General features: G+C 41.6%; 14 protein-coding genes and 1 tRNA gene. 7 read left to right on the top strand and 8 right to left on the bottom strand.

The genetic code is table 11. The annotated features are described in order from the left end of the window. Window positions 1–511: 511 nt before the first annotated feature. Window positions 512–1,249 carry a LytR/AlgR family response regulator transcription factor gene (locus GTQ38_RS08110; RefSeq protein ID WP_161434995.1) on the top strand — a complete coding sequence of 246 codons (738 nt, stop codon included), beginning with the start codon at window positions 512–514 and terminating at the stop codon, window positions 1,247–1,249. On the opposite strand, the gene GTQ38_RS08115 is transcribed toward GTQ38_RS08110, so the two are convergent. After that, window positions 1,246–3,213: a tetratricopeptide repeat-containing sensor histidine kinase gene (locus GTQ38_RS08115; protein WP_238857856.1), complete on the bottom strand. Its 1,968-nt coding sequence runs from the start codon at window positions 3,211–3,213 to the stop codon at window positions 1,246–1,248. The two genes, GTQ38_RS08110 and GTQ38_RS08115, sit on opposite strands and share 4 nt — an antisense overlap. Before the next feature lie 169 nt (window positions 3,214–3,382). On the opposite strand from GTQ38_RS08115, the gene GTQ38_RS08120 reads away from it, so the two are divergent. The 4 genes from GTQ38_RS08120 (at window position 3,383) to GTQ38_RS08135 (ending at window position 6,108) form a co-directional block, all read left to right on the top strand. Beyond that, window positions 3,383–3,883, top strand: coding sequence for a nuclear transport factor 2 family protein (locus GTQ38_RS08120; protein ID WP_238857857.1), 501 nt, complete (start codon window positions 3,383–3,385; stop codon window positions 3,881–3,883). Between the two features lie 239 nt (window positions 3,884–4,122). Beyond that, on the top strand, window positions 4,123–4,605 hold the full coding sequence (locus tag GTQ38_RS08125; RefSeq protein ID WP_317169055.1) for an acyl-CoA thioesterase: 483 nt from the start codon (window positions 4,123–4,125) through the stop codon (window positions 4,603–4,605). A 97-nt stretch (window positions 4,606–4,702) separates the two neighbouring features. Further along, a complete protein-coding gene (locus GTQ38_RS08130; RefSeq protein WP_161434997.1) occupies window positions 4,703–5,740 on the top strand; it encodes a methyltransferase in 1,038 nt (345 codons plus the stop codon). Window positions 5,741–5,778: 38 nt separating this feature from the next. Beyond that, complete coding sequence (locus tag GTQ38_RS08135; RefSeq protein WP_161434998.1) at window positions 5,779–6,108, top strand: alpha/beta fold hydrolase; 330 nt, start codon at window positions 5,779–5,781, stop codon at window positions 6,106–6,108. A 497-nt stretch (window positions 6,109–6,605) separates the two neighbouring features. Here GTQ38_RS08135 and GTQ38_RS08140 read toward each other — a convergent pair. Next, window positions 6,606–6,678 (bottom strand) — tRNA-Lys (locus GTQ38_RS08140). 159 nt (window positions 6,679–6,837) lie between these two features. On the opposite strand from GTQ38_RS08140, the gene GTQ38_RS08145 reads away from it, so the two are divergent. Next, on the top strand, window positions 6,838–7,353 hold the full coding sequence (locus tag GTQ38_RS08145) for a shikimate kinase (RefSeq protein ID WP_161434999.1): 516 nt from the start codon (window positions 6,838–6,840) through the stop codon (window positions 7,351–7,353). On the opposite strand, the gene GTQ38_RS08150 is transcribed toward GTQ38_RS08145, so the two are convergent. The 3 genes from GTQ38_RS08150 to GTQ38_RS08160 form a co-directional block, all read right to left on the bottom strand. Further along, entirely contained in the window at window positions 7,345–7,842 is a 498-nt protein-coding gene (locus GTQ38_RS08150; RefSeq protein WP_161435000.1) for a phosphoribosyltransferase domain-containing protein, read from the bottom strand. The two genes, GTQ38_RS08145 and GTQ38_RS08150, sit on opposite strands and share 9 nt — an antisense overlap. Window positions 7,843–7,854: 12 nt before the next feature. Then, the gene (locus tag GTQ38_RS08155) at window positions 7,855–8,436 is read right to left on the bottom strand and encodes a methyltransferase domain-containing protein (protein ID WP_161435001.1); all 582 of its coding nucleotides are present in this window, start codon (window positions 8,434–8,436) and stop codon (window positions 7,855–7,857) included. 362 nt (window positions 8,437–8,798) lie between these two features. Further along, complete coding sequence (locus tag GTQ38_RS08160) at window positions 8,799–9,182, bottom strand: RNA-binding S4 domain-containing protein (RefSeq protein ID WP_161435002.1); 384 nt, start codon at window positions 9,180–9,182, stop codon at window positions 8,799–8,801. Between the two features lie 73 nt (window positions 9,183–9,255). Between GTQ38_RS08160 and GTQ38_RS08165 the strand changes: the two genes are divergently transcribed. Then, the gene (locus GTQ38_RS08165) at window positions 9,256–10,224 is read left to right on the top strand and encodes an FKBP-type peptidyl-prolyl cis-trans isomerase (protein WP_161435003.1); all 969 of its coding nucleotides are present in this window, start codon (window positions 9,256–9,258) and stop codon (window positions 10,222–10,224) included. A 52-nt stretch (window positions 10,225–10,276) separates the two neighbouring features. On the opposite strand, the gene GTQ38_RS08170 is transcribed toward GTQ38_RS08165, so the two are convergent. The 3 genes from GTQ38_RS08170 to GTQ38_RS08180 are packed head-to-tail and all read right to left on the bottom strand — an operon-like array spanning window position 10,277 to window position 12,750. Then, window positions 10,277–10,876 (bottom strand): porin family protein, encoded by a 600-nt coding sequence (locus tag GTQ38_RS08170; RefSeq protein ID WP_161435004.1) that lies wholly within the window; start codon window positions 10,874–10,876, stop codon window positions 10,277–10,279. Between the two features lie 53 nt (window positions 10,877–10,929). Beyond that, window positions 10,930–11,886: a transketolase family protein gene (locus GTQ38_RS08175; protein WP_161435005.1), complete on the bottom strand. Its 957-nt coding sequence runs from the start codon at window positions 11,884–11,886 to the stop codon at window positions 10,930–10,932. A gap of 18 nt (window positions 11,887–11,904) precedes the next feature. Beyond that, window positions 11,905–12,750, bottom strand: coding sequence for a transketolase (locus GTQ38_RS08180; RefSeq protein WP_161435006.1), 846 nt, complete (start codon window positions 12,748–12,750; stop codon window positions 11,905–11,907). Window positions 12,751–13,295: the final 545 nt, after the last annotated feature.

Here is a 13,295-nt window from a genome sequence, read left to right on the forward strand (position 1 = left end):
CCTTCGGCTGCGCTCAGGGCAGGCTTCTCGCCCCAGTTTTATTACATAAAAAATCCCGACACTTTGGTCGGGATTTCACATCACTTTGTGACCTGACTGGGGCTTGAACTTAAAACCCAATCATTTGATTTTCAAAAAGTTAAAATTTTAATTTTAAACCTGCGCACCGAATTGCGCACCTGCTTATAATGATATATCAAAAGAACTTATTTATTTGTATATACTATCAAATAAAATTGATGCCACAAATATAGGCTTTACTTTCCCACTTTTCCAATAGTTCCATCAATTGAACATTGAGGTACAATTTTTCCAACCCAACCTGGTGTGATTTGAACAAGGGTAAATAGTTTAAAAATTACCCTCGTTTAATTTGAAAGGGTAAAAATTACTCGTAATGATGTTTCCGTAGTATAGTGCTTTTATGGAAATGGGTCGTTATCGATTACGCGCAAAGAAATATTCTGCTATATTTAATGGTTTGCTTTAGTATCGACCGCCAGCCAAAACTATGGAAGAAGCTATCAAAATTTTAATTGTTGAAGACGAGATGCTCATTGGGGCAAAAATCTCCCTCCAACTTTCCAATCTTGGTTATGAGGTTACCGGAATTGTTGCACGTGGCAAGGAAGCAATACAACATATTGCACATGAACGACCGGATATGGTGTTATTGGATATTAACCTGAAAGGGGATGTTGATGGAATAGAAACCGCCCATGTCATCAAAAAAGAATATGATATCCCCATAATTTTTCTGACCGCGAATTCTGATGAGGAACATTTTGAAAGGGCAAAAGCCACCCAACCTGAAGCCTTTATCTCAAAACCTTTTAAAAAATTGGACCTTGAACGGGCAGTAGCCTTGATTTCCAATAAATTGCGCGCTTCAAACGATACCCTTGGGAATAGAGAAACCCATAGAGCAACTGTACTTGACGATAGTATTTTTGTTCGTCAGCGGGATGAGTTGGTGAAAGTTTATCTACAGGACATCCTATTTGTCGAAGCAGACAGAAATTATTGTAAAATTAATACAAGGGGTAAAGCATACACCATTGTCATGACCTTAAAAGAGATGGATGAAAAATTGACACACCAGAATTTCATTCGTATTCACCGTTCGTATGTGGTCAACCTTTCACATATTGAGAAAGTGGGCAATACGCACCTGACCATTGAGAAAAAGATTCTGCCCGTGAGCAAATCATACAAAGAAGACCTTTTAAAAAGACTGCAAACGTTTTAGGCAGCCTTTTTCCCAAATTTGAATTGAATGGCCACTTCGGTTCCCTTGCCCGTATGGTATTCCAACGTGCCATCCAATTGTTTTACCAACAGATTGATAAGTTGTGTGCCAAAACCACTGCCTTGGATCACTTCATTGTTTTTTCCCACTCCGTTGTCCGTAACCCGTAACTCCATGATCTCAGCATCTTTCGTGGTGAGACTGATGTTGATTTTTCCTTTTTGTTCATCCGGAAATGCGTATTTCATCGTATTGGTCAGTAATTCATTCACGATTAAACCCAATGGTACAGCAGTGTCTACATCAAGGTTTAAACGGTCCATGGCGCATTTTAAAATGACTCGTTTTTGAACCCCAAATGCATCCAATACATGATTGCCCAAGTTGATAAAATAGTCCTTCATTTCTATAGTCGCTAAATTTTCGCCTTGGTAGAGCCGTTGATGGATCATGCTCATAGATTGCACTCTGTTCTGGCTTTCTTGCATGGCACCAATGGCCGCTTCGTCATCTAACTTTGCCGATTGCAACAACAACAGGCTGGATACGATCTCGAGGTTGTTCTTTACCCGATGGTGAATTTCTTTGAGCAGAAATCCCTTTTCCTCATTTTGCTTTTTCAGTAAGATATTCTTTCTGCGATTATTTTTAAATGCAATGAATAGGGCCGCGAGCAACAAAAATAATGATCCGGCAACCACCATGATGAGCATCTGTCTTGATTTTTGCTGAGCAATACGGGCCTCTTGCAGTTTTATAGTGTCTTCTTTTAGTGCTACATCATATTCGGTCTGTAATTCTGATATTCGCTGATCGGCCTGCAAGGTGAAAACAGAATCCTTTAGTTTCGTAAACCGTTGATGGGCAGTCAGGGCTTTTTTATAGTCTCCCTTTTGGGAATGCGATACTACAAGGGCCTCGTACGCTTGACTAAGAAAGAAACCATCGCCAAAATCTGCCGTGGCGATTTCAATGGATTTTTCAATGCTTTCTATGGCCTCAGTATACTTTAACTGACTATTTTGAAGCTTTCCCATAGCTAAATGGGAACGCATCAACATAAAATTATTGTTTAACAATTCAGCATATTTGATAGCATTTTGACCGGCTTCTTCGGCTTGGGCATAATGTCCCATATCTGTATACAGATCGGTTAAGGAGATATAGATATCACTCAAATTGTTATAAAAACCATATCGTTCTCCTATCTCGATTGATTTTTTGAAATACGATAGGGCATTAGTGAATTTTTTTAAGCCCAAATAATTGTTGCCAACTACGTAGAGTGTAAAGTCGTAGTCAAGATCATCTATCCCTCGTTCTTCAAAGAGGTCCAAAGATTTTAAGCCTAATTCAAGTCCTTTTTCAAACTTTGATTGTTTCCAAAAAAGATTACTTAAATCACTATAGGCTAAGGCTTGCGCTTTCAAATCATGCAATTCGACTCCCAATTCCAATGATTTTTTGGCATAATCTGCCGCAATGTCCAGTTTCCCCCTTCTTTCATAGACATAACCCATTTGGGTATATAAAAAGGCCAAGTCCTCTTTTGTCACCAAATCCACAGCTTTTTTTAGGACGGTTTCCGCATCATCCAATTCTTCTTGCCTGAGCAGAATACTACCTTGGGTAATTAAAAACCGTCCATGCCATAGGCTATCCTTTGCGATATGCGTTTCGTTTAGGCCTTGATCATTAAACTCAGCGGCTGTCTTGAGATTTCGAGTATGCCAATAATAGGCTAGGTCATTCAATATCGAAAATCTCACAGAATCTACCTCACTACGATCAAGTTGGGTTTTGAGTATATCTAAATAGGTATCGTCAAAAGCATCGGTAGCCACAAATACTTTTTGATAGGGTGGGAACTGTTTGGAGTCAACAATCTGAGAATTTACTTCAGATAAGATCAATAGCCATACCCAACAGCATAGTACTAATTTTCCGGAGGCTTGATCCATCATGTTCAATTGGTGTTGGTTACGGAATTAAATGTACAAAATAATGCCCTCCGTGTCATTCGGGAAAATATTTTGACTGTTGGGTAACAAAACAGAGCCTTTCGTCCTAATGTCATTGACAAGGGTTGTGATAGTCACTTTCTTGCAAACACAACTATAAATACAACTAAAAATGAAAAAATTACTTTTATCCTTGATTTTGTGTCCAACGGTATTCTTTGCCCAGACTTCGACACTCGAATTTAAAAATTCAAAAACCGCCTTAGCTACTGTACAAAAATATGTCAAGGCATTGCAAAATGGCGATGTGGCTACCATGAACGCCCAATTTGCCTCAGATGCGGTAATCTATAATTTGGGCGGCGCGGTAGATTCTACCAGTGTAGCAGGCCATGGTGAATATTACACCAGAAGCACCAATACCTATAATCATAAATTCGCAAGGGATTTTTATTTACCTGTAAAGGTTACCGACTACTGGAATGAAGGTGAATGGGTTTTATCCTGGGGCACCAATGTCGTTACTTCTAAAAAGGAGGGTGCTCAAATATCCGTGCCATTTCATACTGCTGCGATGATAGAGAATGGCAAGATCAAAAGATTATACTATTTCTACGATATGCTGAATATTCTGAAAAACCAAGGGTTTACCATTCAACCCCCTTCAAAATAATAGTAATAACCTCTGAAGAAATACAAACGGTATAAAAATACTGGGTTTCAAACCAGAACCAGCAACCGTGTTAATGAAATGCCCTGCAAGGGTAAAAATTAGTCGATAGGTTAGAAGACACCTTTGAATTTCTTAAGACTTCAGCATACACTATTGGTAGCTATAATTTAAGAAAGGTTGTGATTTATTATTGGTACACCATCATTAAAATATTAGTTCTTAGAAACTGGCAAAACAAAGTGAAATACGACCAGACAATACGGAGAACTTTTAGGGTTGGTCCTTTTGATTGTGATGGCTTGCGAGTAATGACGGCAGCAAAATATCCTATATATATGGACTTTCTACGATGGGAATTAATTGCTCGGTCTAAACTATTTAAAGCTATCGTAAAAAGAGGACTCGCCCCAACCTTAGGTTCTCAAAAAATCATATATAGGAGACCTTTAAAAATATGGTCGAAATTTGATGTGGTATTGGAAAGCGTTGGAATGGACGACAAGTGGGTTTATCATATTCATTATTTTGAACAAGAAGATGAAGTCAAAGCTGTCGGAATTACAAGAGCCCTTATTTGGAAAAGAGATATCCCCACTGCTCTAACTGATATTATGAAAGAAGTCGGCGCAACTGAAAAAAAAGTTCCACCCTCATGGGTTTTATCCTTGTTTAAAGAGGATAAAGAAATTATACAAATTGCAAATCAAAAAAACTATAGCTAACAATGGCTATAAAGCACAGGCCTAACCAACCAAACCGTTCCTTCGCTTCATAGCCGAGACCGTTATCAAAAATTAAAAACATACTTAACCAGAAACAATGGATACGACTGAGGAAAAACAAATTACACCTTCTAAAATAATGCAAATAGGAATGGGTTTTTGGGCATCAAAAACGCTTCTTACAGCGGTTAATATGGGATTATTCACCTATCTGGCAAAAGAAGAATTGTCAGGACAAGACATTAAGGCTAAGTTAGGACTGCATGATAGAGGGCTTTATGATTTCTTGGACACTTTGGTTGCATTGGGTTTTTTGAAAAGAAGCGGCCTAAAGCAAACTTCTTTATATAGTAATTCGGAAGATACGGATCTGTTTCTCGATAAAAACAAACCTAGCTACATAGGAGGAATCCTTGAAATGTCAAATAACCGATTATATCCATTTTGGAATGATCTAGAAGAAGGATTGAAAACCGGTAAACCACAAAATGAAACAAAATCAGGTGGAGCTTCCATTTTTGAAGCAATATATGCGGATCGGCAAAAACTAAGAGAGTTTATAAAGGCCATGGGTGGTATACAAATGGGTAACTTCATCATGTTGTCTAAAGTGTTTGATTTTACGCACTATAGTACCCTGTGTGATATTGGGGGCTCAGGAGGACATCTTGCAACGCAAGTAGCTTTAAATAATGAGCATATGAGTTGTGTTACCTATGACCTTCCTCCGGTAGAACCAATAGCTTCAGAAAATATCGAAATGATGGGTCTAAGTGATAGGGTATCTGCTCAATCAGGCAACTTTTTAAACGAAGACCTTCCCAAAGCTGACGTAATTACAATGGGGAACATTCTTCACGATTGGGGAATACAAGACAAGAAAATGCTTATAAAAAAAGCATATGACGCCCTGCCACAAGGAGGGGCATTAGTAGTCATTGAAAACATCATTGATGACAATCGCAGTAAAAATGCTTTTGGCTTAATGATGTCCTTAAATATGAATATAGAGACGCCCGAAGGTTTTGACTTTTCTGCCGCAGATTTTGACGAATGGGCAAAGGAATGTGGTTTTACGCAAACCTCGGTAATGCCTTTATCAGGTCCGTCCAGTGCTGTCATTGCTATAAAATAGACTTTTGCCATATTTCAGGACAGGACATATAGATAAGCATGAAAGAAATCATAAGAACACCTGAAAATAGATTTAAAAATTTAGAAGATTATAATTTTCAAAGCAATTATTTAAATGTTGAAGATGGTTTGCGATTGCATTACCTTGATGAAGGAGATAATACTAATGCAACTGTTTTATTACTTCACGGAGAACCAAGCTGGTCGTATTTGTATCGCAAAATGATTCCTGTTCTTTCTAATAATTTTCGAGTTATTGCTCCTGATTTAATTGGATTTGGGAAATCAGATAAATTAGTTAACCAACAAGATTATTCTTATCAAAAACATATTGATTGGATATTCAATGGGCGCAGTTATAGCCCTTGACAATCACAAATTTTAACAGCTTCGCGGTGCGCACTTTAGGAATTCAAAAAAGTGCGCACCGAATTGCGCACCGCGAAAAGTGGCATTATTTGATATCAAATGAAATCAGGAAAAATAAAAAAGTCTGTAAATCAACGATTTACAGACTTTTTGAATGATTATGGACTCTTAAAAGTGACCTGACTGCCCGCCCGGATGACCTCCGGTCGGACGGGGGGCTCCCTTCGGCTGCGCTCAGGGCAGGCTTCTCGCCCCAGTTTTATTACATAAAAAAATCCCGACCTGAGAGTCAGGGTCTATCTACTAGGATGTCCTCACTCGTTGGTACTGGGGTTGGCTCACTGCGTTCGCCTGACCCAGCCGTCCTGTACTGCAAATGCAAAACCTGGCAACCAAAGGTTGCCAGGTTTTTTGTTTTGTCGAAATCCTCGTGCAAGCACGGTACTTCTCCAAAACAAAAAACCTCTGCAATTTTGCAGAGGTTTTGCGCTTGATCGTGACCTGACTGGGGCTCGAACCCAGGACCCTCTCCTTAAAAGGGAGATGCTCTACCAACTGAGCTATCAGGTCATTAAAACAAAGGGCTTATGCCGTTAACGATGCCAGTGGTATCGCGCAGGCGGGTGCAAATATACTATCAATAATTAACTTTTCAAGCTCAAAGGGGCATTAATTTTTCATTTCTTTGAAATCCCCTTTATTTGGTTGATTTTTGCCTAAAATTCAAAAATGAAGATCGTTCTTGTAGGCTATATGGGCAGTGGAAAAACAACCGTGGGACAGCTGCTTGCGGAGAAGTTGAACATGGATTTCCTGGACCTGGACGACTATATTGAAACTCAGCTAAACACAAAGATCCCGGACATTTTTAAAGAAAAAGGAGAGATCTTTTTTAGAAAAGCGGAACATCAATACCTCCAGGAAGTACTTGAAAAACAAGACGCTCTTGTTTTGGCAACCGGAGGAGGCACTCCCTGCTATAGTGGAAACATGGACCTGATCAATTCCAAAACGGAAAACGTGTTCTATCTGAAGCTTTCCATCCCCGGTCTTATAGAACGCCTTTATAAAGAAAAGGAACACCGCCCGCTGATAAAACACCTGGCAGATGAAGACCTGCCGGAGTTCATAGGCAAGCACCTCTTTGAACGAAGCCCATTTTACGCCATATCTAAACATACCATTGTTGCAGGTGCCAGGACAGCTGATGAGATTGCAAATGAGATACTGGAAAAGTTAGTCTAGGTACACCCCGTCATTCTTTGCTTTAAACTCCACATTAATATGCTCTTGCAGCGAAGTTGAGAGTGAAATTCCCTTAAAATCAGCTTTTACAGGGTATTTTTTGTGGTTGCGGTTAACCAGAACGGCCGTTTTAAGCTGTTTCAGGGGAGTTCTTAAAAAGTGGTGAACCCCATAGATCAATGTGGTTCCGGAGTTTAAGACATCGTCTACTAACACCACGGAACGGTTCGCATAGGACGCTTCCGGAATAGAAGTGGATACCCCGCTTTTGAGCGGATCAGACTTGTCCATCATTACCTTACACAAAACAATTTCGGCTGTAGTGATCTTCTTTAGCACATTGCTGATCTTCCGTGCAAAACTCAAGCCACCACCCTCAATTCCGGCTATGACCAATTGCTTTTCCTCCACATTGGTTTCGTAGATCTGGTAGGCGATCCGTCTTATCTTGTGCTGGATTTGCTGATGCGTGAGGATGCGATTTGCCATAAGTTACAGGAATTAACGTTCAAAGATAAAAAACAGTTCGTTACCCCGCCTGGGTGGAATAGAGTTATAGGCCCTTTCGAGGGTTTTTATTTTGAAATGTTTGCCGAATAACTTCTTATAGGCTTCAAGAGATCCACCAAAAGGAGGGCCCTTTTCCGTAAGGGGGAAGTCGAAAAACAAACCACTTAACTTCCCGTTATCTTTCAGTAACTCATGCATTTTGAGCACATAATCCACTCTTAATTCCGGATTTAGAGCGCAAAAGAAAGTTTGCTCCAGGATGAGGTCAAAACCGCTCTCTTTTAACTCAAAAAAATCCCCCTGTATCAATTGTTTATCCGGAAATTCCGGTATTTGCTGTTTTATGCGCCCAAGGGGCTGCCGTGCCAGGTCGATCACAAAGACATTCTTAAACCCGCTTTCCCACAAATAGATCACCTCATACCCAAATCCGGCACCTGGAACCAGGATTTTAAGGTCTTTCCGCGAGAGCTGATCGATATACTCCTTCAACGGTCTGGAAACCTCCCCAATATCCCACCCAAGATTGTTTTCGCTATATCGATTCTCCCAGTATTCCTGATTTAAGGTCATGTTTAAGGTCTAAGTTTAAGATTAAGTTTAAGCGTAAGTGAAAAGTTTTGAATTATAAGTGTTAAGTTTTAAAAATGAGAACTGTTCACTGATTACTGTTCACTGTCAACTGCGTACTGAAATCATCCTCCGAAGCCGAATGAGTACCGCCCACTGCCCACTGCCCACTGTTTACTGTTCACTGCCAACTGCGTACTGAAATCATCCTCCGAAGCTTTAGCGAAGGTTGATTAATCGTACTAAACCCCTCGACTGCGCTCGGGGAGACACTTTCAAGAATTTATCCTCCGTAGCTTTAGCGAAGGAGAACTGTTCACTGTTTACTGATTACTGTTCACTGTTTACTGATTACTGTTTACTGATTACTGTTCACTGACCTCCCCTTCTTCCATATAATCGTCCAATTCCCGTCTGTCCTTTTTGGTAGGGCGTCCGGTACCTTTCTTGCGATAATAATCCTTGGAAAATTTCAACAATTCACTTTGTTCAAAAGCCTCTGCCGGGGTGGTATCTTTCCTGTATATATCCACCAGCTTGGCACCAACCCGACTAGCCGGGATATCCAGTACGGTTAGCTCGTAGTTGATCTGGTTTTTCCGGATCTTGATACGGTCCGTGGGGTATACCTCTCTGGACGGTTTTACCTGCTGCCCGTTTACGGATACATGCCCTTTTTTACAGGCCTCTGTGGCCTGATTTCGCGTCTTGAAATACCGCACGGCCCATAAGTATTTGTCAATTCGCATCGGCGCAAAAACTTTGTTAAGGATTTCCGCAAAAATAGGGGAAAATTGTATCTTGCCGCCTTAAATGAAAGCTATGAGGATAGGTGGACTGGTTTCCATACTTTTGACGATACTTCTTTTTTCGGCCTGTAGGAATGATGACGATGTAGATATTATGATTGTTCCTCCACGACTACTTAGTGAAGTGGCAGTAGAGGATGATGCGGCCATACAGGAATTCTTGGATACACACTTTTACAATTACGAAGAGTTTGACAATCCCCCTGCAGATTTTGATTTTAAGATAGTCATAGACACCATTGCCGGTGCCAATGCGGATAAAACTCCTTTATCTCAACAAGTACGAGACACGCTTATTACGGTTACTTCTGATGAATTTAACCTGGAGGAGGACGAAACCGTTAGTCATAGAATGTATTACCTGCTCGAGGCCGAAGGAATGGGGGCACAGCCCACCTTTGCGGATTCGGTCTTTGTGCGATACCGTGGCCAGTTGCTTGACGGAACAGTCTTTGACGGCTCGGATAATCAACCGGTCTGGTTTGATCTGGCAAGTATTCAAGGGCCACTGCAAGGAGCCCGGGGTTTTTCTCATGGTTTAACACCTTTCAAATCTGCCGCCAACATTATTCCCAATCCGGACGGAACAGTTAGTGCACAGGATTATGGTCTTGGCTTGATCATCATGCCATCCGGCCTGGGTTTTTTTAATATAGGGCAGGCCAGTATTCCGATATACAGCCCCCTGATCTTTACTATTGACCTTTTTACTATCAATCCTACGGATCACGACGGCGATGGTATCCCGTCTGTTGATGAGGATCTCAATGGAAATGGTTTCTTATACGATGATAATACGGATGAAGAGGCAGAACAAGCAATAAACAGCTTTATTTTTGTGAATTTCCTGGATGTGGACGACGATCAGGATGGCACTTCAACACGGGATGAAATTACGGATGATGAGGGTAATATCATTTTTCCCTATCCGGATACGGACGGGGACGGTATTCCGGACCATTTAGACGACGATACTCCCTAGATCCAAAAATATTTAAAATAGAAAAGCCCGGAGAGATCCGGGCTTTTTGTCTTTATTTTGCTCCTCCCAACTTGAGGGACAGGCTCAGGATCAGTTGATCCGGCCTGGTGTCTATTCTACTTTCCCCAACGGTAGTAATATTGTTGTTGATAAAATTGGCTTCATTTTCGCTAAAGCCTCGCTCATACCTCAGGTCTACACCTAATCTTCCCAGGTTTACTCCTGCTCCTATATGCAGGCCAACAGTAAAATCATTTTCCACATTGTCTATGGAAATACCGTCGAACTCGGTATTCAGTATATACTGAAATGCAGGTCCGGCAAAGACGTGTAAGGGCCCAATAACCTTTGTTCCTACCAAAACAGGGAGGTCCAGCTTACTCATATCAAAATCGCCCCCTTCGTAGTCTGATTTTGTTTTGGTATAAATAAGTTCTGGTCTAACGTAGATCTTGTTTCCCAATTTGGTAAAAACTCCAAGATGGTAGCCGATATTTCGGTCTGGATCTCTTGCGGCATCTCCGGCAGACTCGAAATAGTCTCCGTTCGCGTTGTAGTTTAGTCCGGCTTTTACGCCAAAACCTGGGTCGCTCTGTGCAAATGCGGCCATGCTGAAAATAACAAAGGCCACGGTAAGAAGTGTTTGTTTCATAATGTGCTCGTTTTTGTTATGGCATAGCGATATCAAAAACGATACCACAGTTGTTATGCCTTCTTTTCTAACACCTCTAAAACGGCTTTCTCAATGGCTTTATTGTTTAATCCGTACTTCTCCATAAGCTGAGCCGGCGTACCGCTTTCCCCAAAAGTATCCTGGGTAGCTACAAAGGCCTGAGGCGTAGGATGATGTATGGCAAGGGTCCTGGCGACACTTTCACCCAATCCGCCCAAAAAGTTGTGTTCTTCAGCAGATACAACACAGCCGGTTTTCTTGACAGACTTTATGATCGCCTCTTCATCCAGCGGTTTTATCGTATGAATGTTGATCACTTCTGCCGAAATACCCTGGTTTTCCAGGTTTTCCGCTGCAATCAGTGACTCCCAGACCAAATGTCCGGTTGCAACTATGGTCACATCAGTACCTTCGTTCAGCATCAATGCCTTTCCAATTTCAAACTTCTGATCTGCTGGGGTAAAATTGGCGACTTTGGGCCTGCCAAATCTAAGATAGACCGGTCCCTGATGCTCTGCAATGGCGATAGTAGCCGCCTTGGTCTGGTTAAAATCACAAGGATTGATCACTGTCATTCCCGGTAGCATTTTCATCAACCCGATATCTTCCAGGATCTGATGAGTAGCACCGTCCTCTCCAAGGGTAACTCCGGCGTGGGAGGCACAGATCTTTACATTTTTACCCGAATAGGCAATAGACTGGCGGATCTGATCGTAAACCCTTCCTGTAGAGAAATTTGCAAAAGTACCGGTAAAGGGGATGTAGCCACCAATGGTTAGCCCGGCCGCGATACCCATCATATTGGCCTCCGCTATCCCAACCTGAAAAAAACGTTCCGGGTTTTCGTCTATGAATTCCTGAATTTTCAAAGATCCAACAAGGTCCGCGCACAATGCGACCACTTTGGGGTTGGTTCTTCCAAGTTCCGTCATTCCGGCGCCATATCCGCTTCGGGTATCGTTTTTGCCTTGATCTATATATTTTTTCATTACTTGTCTGAAATAGGATTAGTAATCACCCAGGGTTTCCGGATTTTGTGCAAGTGCAACTTCCAATTGTTCATCATTCGGAGCTTTGCCGTGCCATGCGTGGGTGTGCATCATAAAATCCACACCATGCCCCATAACGGTGGTCATGATAATACAAACCGGTTTGCCTTTGCCCGTTCTTGATTTCGCTTCCTTCAAACCAGCGATGACGGCCTCCAGATCGTTGCCATTTTCAATTTCCATAACATCCCAGCCAAAAGCCTCAAATTTTGTTCTTACATCGCCCAAAGGCATCACATCTTCTGTGGCTCCGTCAATTTGCTGCCCGTTCCGGTCTACTGTGGCGATAAGATTGTCCACCTTTTTACCGGCTGCAAACATAATCGCCTCCCAATTCTGACCTTCCTGTAATTCACCATCACCGTGAAGGCTGTAAATAATATGGGGGTCATTGTTAAGTTTTTTTGCGAGGGCTGCCCCTATGGCCACAGACATACCCTGACCCAGTGAGCCCGAGGCAATGCGTACTCCTGGCAGGCCTTCGTGGGTTGTCGGGTGTCCCTGTAAGCGGGAATCGATAAGGCGAAAGGTGTTCAGCTCTTCCAGGGGGAAGTAGCCCCTTCTGGCAAGTACGCTATAGTACACCGGTGAGATATGTCCGTTGGAAAGAAAAAAGAGGTCTTCTCCAATTCCATTCATATCAAAGCCCTCTTTGAGTTCCATGATCTCGTTGTAGAGGGCGACAAAGAATTCGGTACAACCAAGGGAACCACCGGGGTGACCGGAATTCACTTTATGTACCATGCGAACGATGTCTCTGCGGACCTGAGTGGCCAGATCCTGTAGTTCTTTCAGTTGCGGCATTTTTTTAAGGTTTCCGCCAAAAGTAGTCGCAAACTTTTGCTTGCACAACTGTATTTATCAACTTTTATTAACGAAATGGAGATTCCCTGGATATCGGTTAAATTGGCTTTGGTAAAACTGTGAAATTGGGAGTTCCAAAGTATAAGTATAAGCTCAAGATTAAGTTTAAGTACAAGTGAAAAGTTATAAATTGTAAGTGTTAAGTTTTGGGTTGTCGGATTATTGGATTGATAGATCGTAAGATAGTTGGACTGTTGGATTATTTCATATTGAACTGTTTACTGATTACTGTACACTGTTCACTGCATTCATCCTCCGTAGCTTTAGCGAAGGAGGACTGCCCACTGAACCAGGGGTCCTAAACCCCTCCCCAAAATTAAGTTAGTCTTTAACACTGTAATAAAAAAGCAGGAAGACAGGGTTCGGGATTAAGTATAAGTATAAGCTCAAGTTTAAGTTCAAGTAAAAGAAAAGGGTTTTGAATTGTAAGTGTGGGGTTTTAAAAAAGTAAAACTGTCAATTTATTCTCCGTATCCAAGGGAAGG

The organism is Poritiphilus flavus, assembly GCF_009901585.1.
Taxonomy (GTDB): Bacteria; Bacteroidota; Bacteroidia; order Flavobacteriales; family Flavobacteriaceae; genus Poritiphilus; species Poritiphilus flavus.